Source organism: Bacillus sp. DTU_2020_1000418_1_SI_GHA_SEK_038 (assembly GCF_032341175.1).
In the GTDB taxonomy this organism is placed as follows: Bacteria; Bacillota; Bacilli; order Bacillales; family Cytobacillaceae; genus Cytobacillus.
In genome coordinates, this window is the sequence record NZ_CP135435.1 from 3,421,010 (window position 1) to 3,437,923 (window position 16,914).

Genomic DNA, 16,914 nt, shown 5'->3' on the forward strand with positions numbered 1-16,914 from the left:
CCGTTTCCCATATACATCCATTATATATGTAAGCAGACAAAAGTTCTTAATTATTTTTTGACTATTGCGTTTCAACTGCTCCAATACTTATACCCGTTTTTGTTAAAACTAACCATAATAAACCATCATTTGTTAAAGCATGAATTTCAATTGGGTTTCCTAAACGATTATCCCAATTAATAGACTGATTATTATTAATTAGTATTTTTGAAGTATCACTATTATATACAAATGAAACCTTGTATTGGCTATGATTCCTCTTAAACTTATGGTCTCTATTCTCAGTTTTTAAACCTTTGGAAAAATAAGTCCACTTCCTGTCTATATGGGCCCAAATCCCATTTTCAAATCGATCGGAAAATAGTTGGTCAGGCGCATCGTTTAGCTTAATCCTATGTAATGTTTTAAACTTATAGCGGTTGGTTCTTTCTATCTTATAAATAGCTAATATATGCTCATTATTTTTATTTTCATAGAGCGCAACAATCGGGGCATCGGTTTGGACTGAGCTTGTCTTTAGAACTAGTGCTATTGGATCCTGCACCATTGTTTCTAATGGCTGTTTATCATATCGCAGAAAAAACGCGTAAACTATAACAAACATAAAAAAACCGATTAACATAAATCGGATAAACTTTTCTTTTTTCGTTTCATTCACTTGTATCACTCTTAAAACGTTTTCATTTTTACTTACTATATTATATCATATCTAAATGATGGAGTAAGTAAAAAATAAATGCTTTCATACCCGTTTCCGAAATACTCCTTGACTTTTCTTAATGAAAAATCATATAATATTATTTGTGTAAAATATTGCAGCCTATGTGTACTGTTTTATGAAATCATTTTGTTCCTCAATTAGCTTTTCGAAGCTTTTCTGAAGAAGGGGTACTGCGTAACCCTTAGCTGCTAGGGCGAAGGTACATGAAAACAAAATGACCATAACTTATAGCACATCTGTTTTTATTTTACCAAAATAAAAACATTAAAGGAGGAGTCTTAAATGGCTCGTTATACTGGTCCAAGCTGGAAATTATCTCGTCGTCTTGGAATCTCTCTAAGCGGTACAGGTAAAGAATTAGAAAAGCGTCCTTACGCTCCTGGACAACATGGTCCAAACCAACGCAAGAAATTATCTGAGTACGGTTTACAATTACAGGAGAAGCAAAAGCTTCGTCATATGTATGGCGTAACTGAGCGTCAATTCCGTAACTTATACGATAAAGCTGGTAAAATGGTTGGTAAACACGGTGAAAACTTCATGATTCTTTTAGAATCACGTCTTGATAACGTTGTTTATCGTTTAGGCTTAGCGCGTACTCGCCGCCAAGCTCGCCAACTTGTTAACCATGGTCACTTCTTAGTTGATGGCAAGCGTGTTGATATTCCATCTTACCGCGTTGCACCTGGTCAAACAATTAGCATTCGCGAAAAATCTCGCAATCTTGACATCATCAAAGAAGCTATCGAAGTGAACAATTTCGTTCCTGATTTCGTAACTTTCGATGCTGACAAATTAGAAGGAACTTTCACTCGCTTACCAGAGCGTTCTGAACTTCCAGCTGAAATTAACGAATCTCTAATCGTTGAGTTCTACTCTCGTTAATTAACTTTAACCCTAGAGCGTTTTATAACGCCGCTAGGGTTTTTCTTTTTTTGTTAAAAATTTGAATAAATGCATCAATTTGCAGTTATTGTATTATTTTGTTGAATTATGTTGAATTTTGTATTATTTTGTTCTATTATTATTTAAGTAAGTAAGAAGTCCTAATATGTAAAAGGCAAACTATTTGAAAGAATAGGACGCAAAGCCCTTGGGTCTAAGGTTTTAGGTAATAAAAAATACCTACTGCTATGATTGCCAGGTTACCAAATTCTCGTTTATTTTCCATGAAATTTTTGGCTATTCTATTTGGAATAGCCTTTTTTTATTTTCTATCGGAAAAAGCTTATTACTTAGCGCTTTATTGTTTTGGCAAAAAAAATTAAAAGTGAGGTGAACTTTTATGAATGTTGAAGATTTAATTGCTGATATCAATAAATATATGGAGCAATTAGACTTTGTCACTGCACGAAAACTTATTGAAGAAAATCTAAATGTATTAGAAAAACATAGGATCTCACTGAAGAGCAATGCAAGAGAATTACTTAAATTCCTTATAGAAAGAAATCATTCAGGGTATCAGCCTATATCCAGACAAGACATGGCAACATTAATCGCCATTAATACATATGCAACTAATTTTGATATTAGAGGCTTAAAGCTAATTATTAAGGATAGAGCAAAATTGCTTTTGCGAACAGATATACTCGAATATTTAAACAAAGATGCAAAGGCTATATTAGATGGAATGGGTGTAATAAATACAGAATTACCTAATAAATAAGCTAATATTGTGTAGGAAGAAGGGTGTAAAATAGATTTTCGGTCCATTACAACAATAACGCAAGAAAAATTATTGTACAGTGAATATCAGCCGCTTTTGAATAGCAGCAATGATACTATTTTTGCACATGAAGCTTTAATGAGAACTACACCACGAATGAATCCTCTAATTGTGCTTGAAAAGGCTAGAGATAATGGGATTTTATTTGAGCTAGACACGTATTGCATTAAGAATGCAGTCATTCAATACCCTAGCTTTTATTTAAAATCTCATTTATTGTTTATAAATATTTTGCCCACAACAATCGTCCATCACGATTTTGAAAGTTTCATAAATAAACTGCTCCATCTATTTCCTACTATTAGAGGGCAGATCGTTTTTGAAATAAACGAGGAAGCTATCCAAAAAAATATATGGGCACAACAAATTTTTATGAGCCGTCTGTTGTTTTTAAAATCGAATGGCTTCCAAATTGCATTTGACGATTTACCGGTTACAAAAGACTCTTTTAAAATGATAGAAATTATTTCACCTGATTTTGTAAAGCTGGATCACACGAAATCAAAAGGCCTATCAGTATCAATCGAAAAACAGGCACTAGTCTCTCTCTTTTTAGAATTCACAAACAAAGAAATAAAATTAGTGCTAGAAGGCATTGAAACAAAAAATGACCTATTAGCGGCAAAACAATTGGGTGTACCTATACTTCAGGGCTACTATATATCAAAACCGAAACGGCTATAGTAATGACAATTTAGCCTTATATAGTTATGTCTAAAAAAGATGAATATATTGAAAGTTGGGGAAAAGAATTGAAGAATTTATTAAGCTTCAAAAGTATTAGAACGAAAATATTGTTTGGATTTTCATTAGTGATTTTTCTCGTGTTAGTATTAGGAGGATTTAGTTTTTATGAAATCAAAACAACGAATAGAGACACAGAAATCATCGTTGACCACGAGGTCCAATTATTAATTGCAAACGAGCAAATGTCTAGTACTTTGGCAAATAGAATATCAACTGCACGAGGCTATGTACTATATGGCGGTGACTACAAAGAACGCTTTAACGAGTATACTGAGAAAGGAAAGCATTATGAACAGGTAGTTAGAAAGATCGGTGCATCTCAGGAATTTGATGAACTTATTAACCGTACTGTCGAATGGAGACAGTATGTATCAAAGGAAGTATTTGAAGAATACGAAAAAGGAAATATCGACATCGCAAGGCAAAATCTAGCGAAATCAGATTCAACCGTTCGTGAGCTTATGGCTGGATATGAAAAATTAGCGAGTGATAGTCAAGATTCTATTAATAGAAAAGGGAAAGAAATTATAGCTAGCGGAGAAAAAACAGTCCTTTACATAACGGTTGTCATTCTTTTGGCTGTAGTTGTAAGTATTACAGTAGCACTAATAACCTCCAATGTGATTACAGCCCCAATAAAAAAGGTTATGGAAAGAATGAATCTCATTGCTAGCGGTGATTTAAGCCTTGAACCGTTAATAAATCATTCAAAAGACGAAGTTGGCCAGCTAGTAGCTTCTACAAATGAAATGAATAATAATGTTCGCCAATTATTAAGTGAAATTAACCTAGTCTCTGAATCTATTGCGGGTCAGAGTGAAGAGTTAACGCAATCAGCAAATGAAGTAAACGCTGGATCCCAACAAATTGCGACTACCATGCAGGAATTGGCAACTGGCACAGAGTCACAAGCTGCCAACGCAAGTAATTTATCCTCCATCATGGGCTCGTTTTCAGCCACAGTTCAAGAAGCGGATGCAAATGGGGATCTTATTCTACAAGCGTCCAATGAGGTATTATTAATGACTGGCGAAGGGAGCCAGCTAATGGAGTCTTCCTTCAATCAAATGACAAAGATTGATCAAATTATGCAGGATGCAATGCAAAAAGTGTACGGCCTTAATACCAGTTCACAAGAAATTTCTAAATTGATTTCTGTCATAAAGGATATAGCCGACCAAACAAATTTATTAGCTTTAAATGCTGCTATTGAATCAGCAAGAGCTGGAGAACATGGCAAAGGTTTTGCAGTCGTAGCTAATGAAGTAAAAAAGCTCGCAGAACAGGTTTCTGCATCTGTTTCTGATATTACAAACATCGTAACAGGCATTCAGGATGAATCAAATACAGTAACTACATCTTTACAAACAGGATATGAAGAAGTTGTCCAAGGAACTAGCCAAATTAAAACCACTAGTGAGACCTTCGAAGGCATTAGTGCAGCTATAAATAACATGTCGAAAAATATTCAAACTGTTAATGAAAATCTAGCTGCCATCACTTCGAATAGTGAAATCATGAGCGGATCAATTTCCGAAATTGCAGCCATTTCTGAAGAGTCAGCTGCTGGGGTCGAACAAACCTCTGCTTCATCCCAGCAAATCAGCAGCTCAATGGATGAAGTTGCCAGCAGTTCAGAAGAACTTGCAAAACAAGCTGAAAAGCTAAACGGTTTAGTTATGAAATTTAAGTTATAAAATATACAGAATTTAATAAGCCCTAGAAATTATGCTTTTGTAATTTCTAGGGCTTTTATTAAATCTTTATTGCTGATGACTTAATGAATTAGTATTTAATTAAGAAATATTTCTTCTTCCCGCGGCGAATGATGGTAAATTCATTCTCAATTCGGTCTTTAACCGTCAGGACATAGTCTGTTGCTGTCACTTTTTCACCATTAATTGAAACGGCTCCGTTTGCAATATCTTCGCGGGCCTGGCGCTTAGATGGCGAGATTTTTGCATCCACAAGTAAATCAACAAGGCCGATTTCCTCGCCAGAAGAATGCTCGTAAGATGGGACATCCTTAAATCCTTGTTTAATTTCTGTTCCAGAAAGATTGCTTACATCTCCACTGAATAACGCCTCTGAAATTCTAATTGCCTGACTTAAAGCTTCTTCCCCATGAATAAGACGTGTCATTTCCTCAGCTAAGGCCTTTTGTGCTTTACGAAGATGCGCCTCTTCTTGAACAGATTGTTCTAGTGCTTCAATTTCTTCTTTTGAAAGGAAAGTAAAGTATTTCAAGTATTTAACAACATCCGCATCAGCAGCATTAATCCAGAATTGGTAGAACTCATATGGTGAGGTTTTTTCCGGATCTAGCCACACAGCGCCACTTTCCGTTTTGCCAAATTTAGTTCCATCAGCCTTTGTCACAAGAGGAATTGTCATCCCATATGCTTTCGAGCCTTCTCCTGTCATTTTTCGGATCAGTTCAAGACCTGTAGTAATGTTGCCCCATTGGTCACTTCCGCCAATTTGGAGCTTACATTGATAATTCTCATATAAATGTTTGAAATCCATTCCTTGCAGGATTGTGTAAGTAAATTCTGTAAAAGAAATCCCTGTTTCAAGTCGTGACGCAATCGTATCTTTTGCAAGCATATAATTGATTCCTACATGCTTCCCATAATCTCTTAGGAAGGTGATAATATTCATCGGCGCAGTCCAATCATAGTTATTTACCATGATCGCTCCGTTTTCTCCTTCGAAATCAAAGATCATTTTTAATTGTTTTGTTAGACAGTCTACGTTGTGCTGCACGGTTTCAACTGTTTGCAGTGTTCTTTCTTCAGTCATTTTCGGATCACCAATTAAGCCTGTTGCTCCCCCGACAAGTACAATCGGACGATGTCCATGATTTTGAAATCTTCTTAATGTCAGAAACGGCAGCAAATGCCCGATATGCATACTGTCACCTGTTGGATCCATCCCGCAATATAAAGAGATTTTCTCCTTATTTAAAGTGTCCTTCATTCCTTCTTCATCTGTTTGCTGGTAAATAATCCCTCTCCACTGTAAATCCTCTAGTAAGCTCATTGTTTGCTTCCTCCTTATTTGTTAACCCGTCTTTTATCCACTTTCAAAAAAAAACAAAAAACGCCCCTGCATAAACTGCAGGGACGCTTTAATTGCGCGGTACCACCCAAATTGAGGACAATTATCCTCCACTCATTTCTGATAACGGACCTCCCGTTCACTGCTATAACTGATAGCTCAGGTTGACAGTGAATGCTCAGGGAGGTAATTCATCCTTCTATGTGTACCGGCTCACAGCAGCCGCCGGCTTTCTGAAACAGAGATAGAAGCACTACTTATTCCCATCAAAGCAATAGCTAATTTATTTTAATGTCTAGCTCCAGCGCCTACCCCCTCGAGGTCATAAGCCAGTCCGCCAAGAAGGTTAAACTACAACCTTCCCGTCGGCCCGTCTTATGCTTGTCGGGGGTGGGCAAGGCGCTTCCGCTTTTCTATTAATATAATAGCATTTTTATCATATGAGTTTAGAAATGTCAAATGTTCGGACAAAAGAAAAAAGGGAAATTTAGAAAAATAGCGAACCAATGACTAATGGATAGCCTGTTTATGCTATAATGTATGTGATTTTAGGGGGATTGATACGAATGAAAGAAAATCAAAATATAAAAGATAAATGGAAGTCGTGGTTAGGCTTGCTAACTAATAAAAAAGCGGCAAAAGGTGCCAGTATCTCCTTTCAAGTTGCTTGGAATCTTATTTTATTATTTATTATTATCATTGTCATTGTAGGCTCCTTTGCTGGTGGTGTCGGAGCAGGATATTTTGCTTCACTCGTTAAGAATGAGAAAATTCGTCCTTATGAAAAGATGAAGAAGGATATTTATAACTATGAAGAAACATCCGATTTGTATTTTACAGACAATGTTTACCTTGGAAAGCTTCGAACAGATTTGGACAGGGAAGAGGTCAAGCTTGAGAATGTATCCCAGTATTTAATAGATGCAGTGATTGCGACAGAGGATGAATATTTTTATGAGCATGATGGAGTTGTTCCTAAGGCAATTATGCGTGCTCTCTTTCAAGAAGTAACGAATTCCGCAGTTCAAACAGGGGGAAGTACACTTACACAGCAATTAATAAAAAATCAGCTGTTAACAAATGAAGTATCTTTTGAAAGGAAAGCGAAAGAAATTTTACTTGCCCTTCGCTTAGAAAAGTTTTTTGATAAAAAAGAGATTTTGGAAGCCTATTTAAATGTCTCCACCTTTGGCAGAAATTCATCTGGCAGAAACATCGCTGGTGTTCAAGCAGCAGCTAAAGGGGTTTTTGGAGTGAATGCAAAGGATTTAAATATACCCCAGGCCGCTTTTATTGCAGGACTTCCTCAAAGCCCATTTGGCTATACCCCCTATACACAGGGCGGGGAATTGAAGAAGCCTGAGGGCATTGAGCCAGGTCTTACAAGGATGAAAACGGTTTTAAACAGAATGTATGATGACGGAAGGCTGACACAGAAGCAATATGAAGATGCATTAGCCTATGATATTACTAAGGATTTTATACCTCGTGTTGAAAGTACTGTAGAGAAGTATCCGTATTTAACATTTGAGATAGAGAAGCGGGCTAAAGAGATTTTGGCCGGCATCCTCGCCAAAGAAGATGGCTATACTGAGGAAGACTTGAAGAATGATAAAGAGCTGGAAAATGAATATAAAATATTAGCCGATCGAAATCTTCGTCAAAACGGTTATCAGATTCATACAACTATTCATAAGGGTATTTACGATGCGATGCAAGTAGCAAAAGATAATTTTGCCCTTTATGGAAGCGATAAAATTGAAATAATCGAAGACCCTGAAACGAAGGAAAAGAAAGAAATAGTAGAGCCTGTTCAGGTAGGTGCCATTCTCATTGAAAACAGCACTGGCAAAATCCTATCCTTTGTTGGCGGAAGAGACCATAACCTTAAACAGGTAAACCATGCAACAGATACTTTAAGATCGAACGGATCAACAATGAAGCCTCTCGTAGTATACGCACCCGCATTGGAGCTGGGAGAGGTCGCGCCGGGATCTGTTATTCCCGATGTAGAGGTGTTTCTGGACCCTCATCGCCCAAATGTACCGTACCCAAATAACTATGATAAAAGATACAGTGGACTGGTCTCTGCGCGCTATGCTCTAGCGATGTCTTATAATGTTCCTGCCATGTTGACGTATCGGACTATTATTGATAAGCGGCCAGCTCAATACCTAGAGAAAATGGGCTTTACTTCTGTTATCGAAAATGACTATACAACCAACTCGCTAGCTCTTGGCGGAATTACAAATGGGGTAACCGTTGAAGAGAATGTAAATGCCTTTGGCACCTTTGCAAATAGCGGAAACTTTGTGGATGCTTACATGATTGAAAAAATCATAGATAAGTCTGGAAAAATTATTTATCAGCATGAAGTAAAGCCGGTTGAAGTTTTCAGCCCGCAAACTGCTTATTTGACCATTGATATGATGAGAGATGTGATCAATCAAGGGACAGCAGGTTCTTTAAAAGGCCGGTTAAAGTTTAGTTCAGACTGGGCTGGTAAAACTGGTACAGGTCAGGATTTAAAAGATTCCTGGTTTGTAGCTATTAATCCAAAAATTAGCTTCGGTGTCTGGAATGGATATGACACTCCAAAATCATTAGAGCTTAGATATAAAGGAGTCCATCACGGTCCCCGTAACGTATATTTATGGGCTGATCTTATTAATGCTGCCTATGATGCAGCTCCTGAGCTAGTGGCAACGAATCAGCAATTCCAAATGCCTGGCGGAATTGTTCGAAGATCCTATTGCGCTGCATCAGGTCTTCTCCCTTCAGATGCCTGTTCTAAAGCAGGGCTCGTTACAACAGACTGGTATAATGCGAAGTTTCTTCCTACACAGGCTGACGATAGTTTTGCAGATGGAAAGTATGTCCTTATCGGAAATAAAAGATATCAGGCTTTGGATAACACACCAGAAGAATTTATCCATTCAGGTGTAGCAATTAGCCCTAAAATTTTTGAAGATAAGTATGGTATTTCTATCAAAGATGTATCACAATTAATACCGAATAAAGATAAATGGCAAGGCCTTTTAGTAGCTGATTCTAAATTAGAGGAAAACGGAAAGGCTCCTGGTGCACCGTCAATTAGTCAATCAAACTCGACCATCGTTTGGGGTACACATGCTGAAAATGATGTAATTGGCTATAGGATTTATCAAAAATCAGGAGAAAGTGTGAAAAAGGTTGGCAGCATCTCCGCTGGTGATTCGCTTTCTTTTCAAGCACAGAATGGAGAGTTCTATGTAACTGCTGTTGATATTGCAGGAAAAGAATCTGCTCCATCCAATATCATTCAAATTGGGCAGCCTGCTGAAACACCGACTAATACCGAAAATCCAGCCCAGCCTCCTAAAGAGGAAAATCCTAAGGATCCTCCTGGTGACGGTAACAGTAATGGCGATGGAAATGGAGGTAATCCTGAAGCACCGCCAACAGAGGAAATATAGATTTTTATAGAAAAAGAACCGTGCGCAAAAATGGCACGGTTCTTCTATTTTGATTTCGCACTATGATTAGTCTTCCAGAGTGGAAAGGTCACCAGTAGGTAAGTTTAGCTCCCAAGCCTTTAAGACACGGCGCATAATTTTTCCGCTTCTTGTTTTCGGAAGTTTATCTCGAAATTCTATTTCGCGTGGAGCAGCATGAGCAGCAAGTCCTTTTTTCACAAATTGACGAATATCTTCAACTAGCTCATCAGATGCTTCATATCCATCCAGCAACGCAATGAAGGCCTTAATAATTTCACCGCGAACAGGATCCGGCTTCCCTATGACACCAGCTTCTGCTACAGCTGGATGCTCTAATAGCTTGCTCTCCACTTCAAATGGCCCTACCCTTTCACCAGATGTCATAATAACATCATCCACACGGCCTTGGAACCATAAGTAGCCATCTTCATCCATATATGCTGAATCACCCGAGACATACCAGTCACCAGGCATGAAATAAGATTCATATTTCTCTTTATTATTCCAAATCGCATGCATCATGGCTGGCCAGCCCTTTTTAATTGCAAGGTTGCCCATGCGGTATGGAGGCAGTTCATTTCCTTGATCATCAACAATGGCAGCTACAACCCCTGGTACAGGCTTACCCATTGATCCAGGTTTAATTTCCATGCAAGGATAGTTGCAGATTAATAAAGCTCCTGTTTCAGTCATCCACCACGTATCATGGATTCTTAAATGGAATACCTTCATTCCCCACTTTACTACTTCAGGGTTTAAAGGCTCTCCAACACTAACAATATGGCGCAGACTGCTTAAATCAAACTTCTTAACAACCTCGTCTCCAGCTCCCATCAGCATCCTAAATGCTGTAGGTGCACTGTACCAGATGGACACCCCATACTCTTCAATCATCTTATACCAGGATTCCGGGTTAAATCTTCCACCAACAATTAAATTAGATGTTCCTGTTAGCCAAGGTCCAAACATTCCGTAGGAAGTTCCAGTGACCCAGCCTGGATCTGCCGTACACCAGAAGACATCTTCTTCCTTCATATCAAGAACCCATCTTGCCGTATGGTATTGCTGAATCATGGCATTATGGACATGTAAAACACCTTTCGGCTTACCAGTAGAACCGGAAGTATAGTGCAGGATCATTCCATCTGTCCGTTCTACCCATTCAATAGAAAGTTTATTGCTAGCTTCTGCTAATTTTTTATTAAAATCAATATAAGGCCCTTCTTCTTCAATTCCTTCTCCTACTAGAAAAATAGTTTTTAGAGCTGGAAGCTCATCGACAGGAACACGTTTTAGTAATTCAGGTGTTGTAATAAGAACTTTCGCTTCACTATCCTCTAAACGGTCTCGAACGGCTCCTTCCATAAACGCTTCGAAAAGCGGACCGACAATCGCACCAAGTTTAATCGTACCCAATGCTGCAAAATAAAGCTCAGGTGAACGCGGCATAAAGATGAACACTCGATCTCCTTTTTCAACATCACCGTATGTTTTTAATACATTACCTGCTTTATTAGAAAGCTCCTTCATTTCCTTAAATGTATATTTTTCATTTCTTAAGCCTTCACGGAAATACAGAGCAATTTTATTTTTTCGGAAGGATTCTGCATGGCGGTCGATAGCCTCATAAGCCATATTGATCCGGCCAGTTTCATGCCAGGAGAATACTTTCTCACCTTCTGCCCAATCAAACTGATTGTACGTTTCTTCGTAATTTTGTAAATTATAATTCCCTTGTGTTGCTGGTATGGCTTCCACTTTCATATACCAATATCCCCCTTTAATAATTCCAGCCCGGCTCTTTAATCAATCCAAAAACAACTGCATTGTACATAAGAGAGCGAATGCTTTGATAAGTTTGTTATTATTATAGTATAAGCATTATCTTTTCTCAATTTTTAAAATATTCAACTAGATAATTTTCATACCGTTATAAACATAAGGAAGCGAGAATGAGTAGAAGTTACTAGTAATGCAAATTGATATTTTATTCATATAGTAGTTTCTGTTCATCGTGAACAAATCTTTCACAAATTGTTTTCGAATAATACAGAAAATAAAATCAAGTCGCTTAAAAATAACTAATTTTATGTATAATAGAATTAATAATGAATGTCAATAGGCGGTGAACAAATGGAACATCGAAAAACATATAATGCTAAAGAATTAAAAACTCCGAAAGGCAGTTTAATTATTGAAGGACCTATTTCCCCTGAGAAATTAGCAGACTTAGAGTTTCATAAGGACTTAGTAGCTTTTCGGCCACCCGAGCAGCAAAAAAAGGCGCTTATTGAAATAGCGGGGCTTCCAGAAGGAAGAATTATTATTGCCAGGTACAGAGATACAATTGTCGGATATGTTACATACGTATACCCTGATCCGCTCGAACGATGGTCAGAAGGGAAAATGGAAAATTTAATCGAACTTGGCGCTATCGAAGTAATCCCTGAGTTTAGAGGGACTGGTACCGGTAAAAGCCTTTTAAAGGTGTCCATGATGGACGATGCAATGGAAGATTATATTATTATTACAACTGAATATTATTGGCATTGGGATTTAAAAGGCACAGGGTTAAATGTATGGGAGTATCGAAAGGTCATGGAGAAAATGATGAATGCAGGCGGACTGGAATGGTATGCAACAGATGACCCAGAAATCAGTTCTCATCCAGCTAACTGTTTAATGGCAAAAATCGGCAAAAGGGTCGACCTTGACTCTGTTCAGAAATTTGACCGCCTCCGGTTTATGAATCGTTTTATGTATTAATAGAAAAGCGGAGAGTGCCTGCTTAAAAAGGGAACGCAGACTAAGAACGCCACGTCCTGTGGCAACGTCTGCATGACCCGCATCCTTCCGGCCTCAAGCATAAGACGAGCAGACAAGAAGGTTGCACTTTACCTTCTTGACTGTTTGGCTTATGACCTCGAGCCGATGGCACTCGGAGCTAGACATAGAAAATGGGGGATATAGAAATGATTGTCGAGGAAATTATGCGGACGGAAGTTGTGGCATTGTCGAAGGATGATAGCATAGCAAAAGCTATCAAACTAATGGACGAGAAGAAAATTCGCCACCTGCCTATAATTGATGAAAATCAGTACTTAATTGGATTAGTAACGGATCGAGATATACGTGATGCCACTCCTTCCATTCTTTTTGAAACCGAAAAATTTAAAGAACTTTTACAAAATCCTTTAAAAATGATCATGAAAACGGATATTATCACTGGACATCCCCTCGATTTTGTTGAGGAAGTATCTGGGATTCTTTACGAGCACCGAATTGGCTGTCTTCCAATTTTAAAGGAAGATAAGCTTGTTGGAATTGTCACAGAAACAGATTTACTAAGGACATTGGTTGAATTAACAGGTGCCCATCAGCCAGGCTCGCAAATAGAGGTAAAAGTACCAAATAAAGCTGGAATGCTTTATGAAATAACGACTGTCATTCGAAATCGTAAAGCAAATATTCAGAGTGTGTTAGTATATCCCGATAAGAAGGATGAAAAATATAAAATTATCGTTCTACGAGTCCAAATGATGAATCCTCTATCCATCATTAAAGATTTACAAGATGCTGGTCATCAAGTATTGTGGCCTAATGATCCGGGGCAGTCATCATGACTCAAGATTCTGTTTTCGTTTTTTCAGAGGACCTGCTGGACTATAAATTCAGTGAGAACCATCCTTTTAATCAATTAAGGATCAAACTTACACTCGATTTACTTATGCAATTAAATGCTATTGAAAAACATCAGATCATTTCTCCGAGAAGAGCAACGGATGATGAGCTGGAGCTTATACATGATCCCAATTATGTGAACGCAGTCAAATTGGCAGGCAGCGGCCAGCTTTCACAAGAAATAGGTGAGAATTACGGACTTGGAACAGAGGACACTCCCGTATTCCCCAAAATGCATGAGGCAAGCTCCCTGCTAGTTGGAGGCACTTTAACAGCTGTTGATCATGTGATGGCCGGCCATGCTAAGCATGCCCTTCACCTTGGGGGAGGTCTCCACCATGGCTTTAGGGGAAAAGCTTCAGGCTTTTGTATTTATAATGATAGCTCGGTTGCCATCAAATACATTCAGGAAAAATACAAAGCCCGGGTTCTATATGTAGATACGGATGCCCATCATGGTGACGGTGTGCAATGGTCATTTTATGATGATCCTAACGTATGCACACTTTCTATCCATGAAACTGGCCGATACTTATTTCCCGGAACAGGAAATGTCAATGAACGGGGTCAGGGTAAGGGATATGGCTATTCCTTTAACATACCTGTAGATGCATTTACTGAGGATGATTCCTGGCTAGACATTTATCGTACTTCCATTAGAGAAATTGCTGAGTTTTTTAAACCGGATGTAATCTTAACACAAAACGGTGCTGATTCTCATTATTTAGACCCGCTCACACATCTATCATCAACCATCAAGATTTATCGTGAAATTCCGAAGCTGGCTCATGAAATAGCCCATGAATATTGTGATGGCAGATGGATTGCTGTAGGTGGAGGCGGTTACGATATATGGCGGGTTGTTCCGCGTGCATGGGCATTAATTTGGTTGGAAATGACGAATAATCACATTGCCACTGGAGAACTGCCAATGGAATGGATGAATAAATGGAAGGATGCTTCACCCGTTCCGCTTCCAATACATTGGGATGACCCCGCTGACATGTACAAGCCTATTCCAAGGAAAACAGAAATTACAGAAAAAAATAAACAAACACTTGAAAAGGCCTTATACCCTATAAGAAATCAAAGTAAAAAGACAAGCTAAAGAGGCTTAATCATGAAAGGACACAAAAGCTATAAAAACTTATAAAGCAATAAAAAGAAACAGTCCAATTTGCATATGAACTGTTTCTTTTTATGTTTTTAATTATTTTGGGCTGTTGTTTTAACTGGCCAAATAATTTTTAAATCATCTCCTGGTTCTATCGTGCTGTGAAAGGTGGCTTGATTCCCATTTACAAGTAAGACAAAGCTTCCATTTGAATCAGAGGGTATTTCAATATCCACATGCCCGAATAGATCTTGAAAAATGAATGGCTCCAATCTTCCTTGTTCAATCATTAAATGGTCCCCATCCTGGATTAAATCATCCTCCAGTAAGGATACTCCTCGCCTTTTTACAATGGAGACAGGTTTTCTAAGGTTAATTTTCTTGTCATTAAAGGAGACGGGAATGTTTTGTGACAGCATGATTTGTTTATGCTGGGCAAATTCATGTACAGAAATAGCCGCCTTTTTTTCAATAACAATATGATCCCCATTTTCAAAACTATGATAGGATTTAATTTCAATTCCGTTGCGGTATATTTTTCCTGAAAGAGGAAAAATAAAGGTTTCTTTTTCATTTAAATTAACTCGGAAAGGCCTAATTTCATCAAGAAGTTCATGTAAATTAAGAGAAACGAGCAAATCTTCAATTGTTTCAGGAATTTTGCATATGATCGTATCACGGTCTTCTACAAGCTTTTCTGGTGAAACAGCAGTACCGTTGCAAATTAGTGAAGCTGTAACAATATAATGCTTTTCATTTATTTTGATTTGTTTCGTTGGAATTTCATCGATAAGATCTTTTATAAGCAGCTCTGCCTTATGGCCATTCTTGCCTTTCTCAACAATCAGCTGATCTCCGTTCTGTATGTCACTTTCTAGTGAACATGGACTGTCATTGCATAGAATTAAAGGAGCTTCTCCATGGCCGCCAGGAATTGTGATATTTTGTCCGTTTACATTTACAATCATGGCTAAGCCAGGCTTTCCATATAATTTGTTTATCTTTATCCCCGCAGCAAGAAGACAGTCGCCAACAGTCAATTTTTTTACTTCGAATAATCGAACGGGCTGATCATTCACATAAACTGTTTTGTATTGAACAGGCGATTTATGCGCAGCTATTGCAATTCCTATTGGCGTAACGAGCTCAGGTCCCTTTGTTATATGCTCTGATAAAGTCAAAGATTGAATCGCATCAATCCCTCTAATTGCTACCCTGTTTTCTGGAAGATTCAATTTCTCCGCCACCCGTTTTGGCAGCTCTGGTGTTTGGCTCCCACCACCTACAAGCATCACTGCTTTTGGTGGCTGCTGGTTGTTTAAGCTTAGTATTTCCTCGCATATTGATGCAGACAGCTTCTCAAGTGCAGGTGAGATTCTTCCAATGATTTCATCCTTTTGGATCTCTGTTTCGAATCCAAGTATGTCTGTTACCATGATTGAGTCATGGCTAAGCAACTCTCTTTTTGCCTTTTCTGCCAAAGGAAAATCCAACAGGAGCTGGTCACTGATTGCTTCTGTAATCTCATCCCCTGCTAACGGAACCATTCCATATGCAATGATTGTTCCAAGATCTGTAATCGCAATATCAGAGGTCCCTGCCCCGATATCAACTAATGCTACATTTAACCGGCGCATAGATGGGGGAATTAAAACATTAATGGCCGCAATGGGCTCAAGTGTTAAAGCTTCCATTTCAAGTCCAGCACGATGAAGCGCCGATAGCAGTGATTCAACAACAACCTTAGGCAAAAAGGTAGCAATAATTTCGACAGAGGCTTCTTCCCCCTGCTGGTCAATCAAACTTCCGATTTCTTCCCCGTCTAACCGATAATAAAGAACAGAATAACCGACACAATAATAGTAGGTTTTGTTTGATTGATGTTTCTCAGCTACAAATGCTTGTGCCTGCTGAACAGCACTTAATTCTAAATGGAGGATATCCTCTTTTTGAATTAATGGCTTGCCGTTAATATCGATGGTTACTTTGGCACGTTCTGTCTTTAAAGCACGGCCAGCGGCAGCGACACAGACTTTTTTTAAGGGGCCATGCTTTATTTCAAGTTCTTCTTTAATTTCGGTAATAATTTTGGACACTGCTAATACATCATGAATTTGACCATCAAGCATGGCACGTTCTGTATGTTCTTTGACTAAAATATCAACAACATGGTATTTGCCTTCCGATTCATCTAAAATGATTCCATTTACTGAACGGGTGCCTATATCTAAAGCAAACAGCTTCTTTTGTTCAAGCAAGTTTACACACCTTCTTTGGTATTAAAAAAGTTAACCAATTGAATTTTTAGTACTTTATTACATAAAAGCGTTTAATTATTAAAGAAATAATTAGTGACATGTCAGAAAAATTCATATATAATAACTCTAAT

12 protein-coding genes, 1 riboswitch and 1 other annotated feature are annotated in these 16,914 nt (G+C 38.1%); of the genes, 8 read left to right on the top strand and 4 right to left on the bottom strand.

The window, feature by feature from the left end:
* Positions 1 to 61: 61 nt before the first annotated feature.
* Positions 62 to 658, bottom strand: a complete 597-nt coding sequence (locus RRV45_RS17105) for a hypothetical protein (RefSeq protein WP_315665889.1) — start codon at positions 656 to 658, stop codon at positions 62 to 64.
* A 345-nt stretch (positions 659 to 1,003) separates the two neighbouring features.
* On the opposite strand from RRV45_RS17105, the gene rpsD reads away from it, so the two are divergent.
* The 4 genes from rpsD to RRV45_RS17125 all read left to right on the top strand — a co-directional run bounded on the left by rpsD (position 1,004) and on the right by RRV45_RS17125 (position 4,891).
* Positions 1,004 to 1,606 (top strand): 30S ribosomal protein S4, encoded by a 603-nt coding sequence (rpsD, locus tag RRV45_RS17110; protein WP_315665890.1) that lies wholly within the window; start codon positions 1,004 to 1,006, stop codon positions 1,604 to 1,606.
* A gap of 164 nt (positions 1,607 to 1,770) precedes the next feature.
* Positions 1,771 to 1,874: riboswitch (cyclic di-GMP riboswitch) on the top strand.
* Positions 1,875 to 2,006: 132 nt separating this feature from the next.
* On the top strand, positions 2,007 to 2,387 hold the full coding sequence (locus tag RRV45_RS17115) for a hypothetical protein (RefSeq protein WP_315665891.1): 381 nt from the start codon (positions 2,007 to 2,009) through the stop codon (positions 2,385 to 2,387).
* A 72-nt stretch (positions 2,388 to 2,459) separates the two neighbouring features.
* Positions 2,460 to 3,131, top strand: a complete 672-nt coding sequence (locus tag RRV45_RS17120; RefSeq protein ID WP_315665892.1) for an EAL domain-containing protein — start codon at positions 2,460 to 2,462, stop codon at positions 3,129 to 3,131.
* A gap of 68 nt (positions 3,132 to 3,199) precedes the next feature.
* Positions 3,200 to 4,891 carry a methyl-accepting chemotaxis protein gene (locus tag RRV45_RS17125; protein ID WP_315665893.1) on the top strand — a complete coding sequence of 564 codons (1,692 nt, stop codon included), beginning with the start codon at positions 3,200 to 3,202 and terminating at the stop codon, positions 4,889 to 4,891.
* A gap of 88 nt (positions 4,892 to 4,979) precedes the next feature.
* Here the strand turns inward: RRV45_RS17125 and tyrS are convergent, their stop codons facing one another.
* On the bottom strand, positions 4,980 to 6,236 hold the full coding sequence (gene tyrS, locus RRV45_RS17130; protein ID WP_315665894.1) for a tyrosine--tRNA ligase: 1,257 nt from the start codon (positions 6,234 to 6,236) through the stop codon (positions 4,980 to 4,982).
* A gap of 76 nt (positions 6,237 to 6,312) precedes the next feature.
* Positions 6,313 to 6,533: a binding site (T-box leader), on the bottom strand.
* A gap of 287 nt (positions 6,534 to 6,820) precedes the next feature.
* Between tyrS and RRV45_RS17135 the strand changes: the two genes are divergently transcribed.
* Positions 6,821 to 9,709, top strand: coding sequence for a transglycosylase domain-containing protein (locus RRV45_RS17135; protein ID WP_315665895.1), 2,889 nt, complete (start codon positions 6,821 to 6,823; stop codon positions 9,707 to 9,709).
* Positions 9,710 to 9,775: 66 nt separating this feature from the next.
* Here RRV45_RS17135 and acsA read toward each other — a convergent pair whose 3' ends face one another.
* Positions 9,776 to 11,494 carry an acetate--CoA ligase gene (acsA, locus tag RRV45_RS17140; protein ID WP_315665896.1) on the bottom strand — a complete coding sequence of 573 codons (1,719 nt, stop codon included), beginning with the start codon at positions 11,492 to 11,494 and terminating at the stop codon, positions 9,776 to 9,778.
* Between the two features lie 369 nt (positions 11,495 to 11,863).
* On the opposite strand from acsA, the gene RRV45_RS17145 reads away from it, so the two are divergent.
* The 3 genes from RRV45_RS17145 (at position 11,864) to RRV45_RS17155 (ending at position 14,519) form a co-directional block, all read left to right on the top strand.
* On the top strand, positions 11,864 to 12,496 hold the full coding sequence (locus RRV45_RS17145) for a GNAT family N-acetyltransferase (RefSeq protein ID WP_315665897.1): 633 nt from the start codon (positions 11,864 to 11,866) through the stop codon (positions 12,494 to 12,496).
* A gap of 206 nt (positions 12,497 to 12,702) precedes the next feature.
* Entirely contained in the window at positions 12,703 to 13,353 is a 651-nt protein-coding gene (locus RRV45_RS17150; protein WP_315665898.1) for an acetoin utilization AcuB family protein, read from the top strand.
* The gene (locus tag RRV45_RS17155; RefSeq protein WP_315665899.1) at positions 13,350 to 14,519 is read left to right on the top strand and encodes an acetoin utilization protein AcuC; all 1,170 of its coding nucleotides are present in this window, start codon (positions 13,350 to 13,352) and stop codon (positions 14,517 to 14,519) included. The genes RRV45_RS17150 and RRV45_RS17155 overlap by 4 nt, the downstream gene beginning before the upstream one ends.
* Positions 14,520 to 14,617: 98 nt before the next feature.
* Here RRV45_RS17155 and RRV45_RS17160 read toward each other — a convergent pair whose 3' ends face one another.
* On the bottom strand, positions 14,618 to 16,783 hold the full coding sequence (locus RRV45_RS17160; RefSeq protein ID WP_315665900.1) for a cell division protein FtsA: 2,166 nt from the start codon (positions 16,781 to 16,783) through the stop codon (positions 14,618 to 14,620).
* Positions 16,784 to 16,914 lie beyond the last annotated feature (131 nt).

What these genes read in the sequence shown, in the direction of transcription:
- RRV45_RS17145 (WP_315665897.1), top strand. Translation starts at nt 11,864, where the DNA reads ATGGAACATCGAAAAACATATAATGCTAAAGAATTAAAAACTCCGAAA.
- RRV45_RS17115 (WP_315665891.1), top strand. Translation starts at nt 2,007, where the DNA reads ATGAATGTTGAAGATTTAATTGCTGATATCAATAAATATATGGAGCAA.
- acsA (WP_315665896.1), bottom strand. Translation starts at nt 11,494, where the DNA reads ATGAAAGTGGAAGCCATACCAGCAACACAAGGGAATTATAATTTACAA.
- RRV45_RS17155 (WP_315665899.1), top strand. Translation starts at nt 13,350, where the DNA reads ATGACTCAAGATTCTGTTTTCGTTTTTTCAGAGGACCTGCTGGACTAT.
- tyrS (WP_315665894.1), bottom strand. Translation starts at nt 6,236, where the DNA reads ATGAGCTTACTAGAGGATTTACAGTGGAGAGGGATTATTTACCAGCAA.
- RRV45_RS17135 (WP_315665895.1), top strand. Translation starts at nt 6,821, where the DNA reads ATGAAAGAAAATCAAAATATAAAAGATAAATGGAAGTCGTGGTTAGGC.
- RRV45_RS17150 (WP_315665898.1), top strand. Translation starts at nt 12,703, where the DNA reads ATGATTGTCGAGGAAATTATGCGGACGGAAGTTGTGGCATTGTCGAAG.
- rpsD (WP_315665890.1), top strand. Translation starts at nt 1,004, where the DNA reads ATGGCTCGTTATACTGGTCCAAGCTGGAAATTATCTCGTCGTCTTGGA.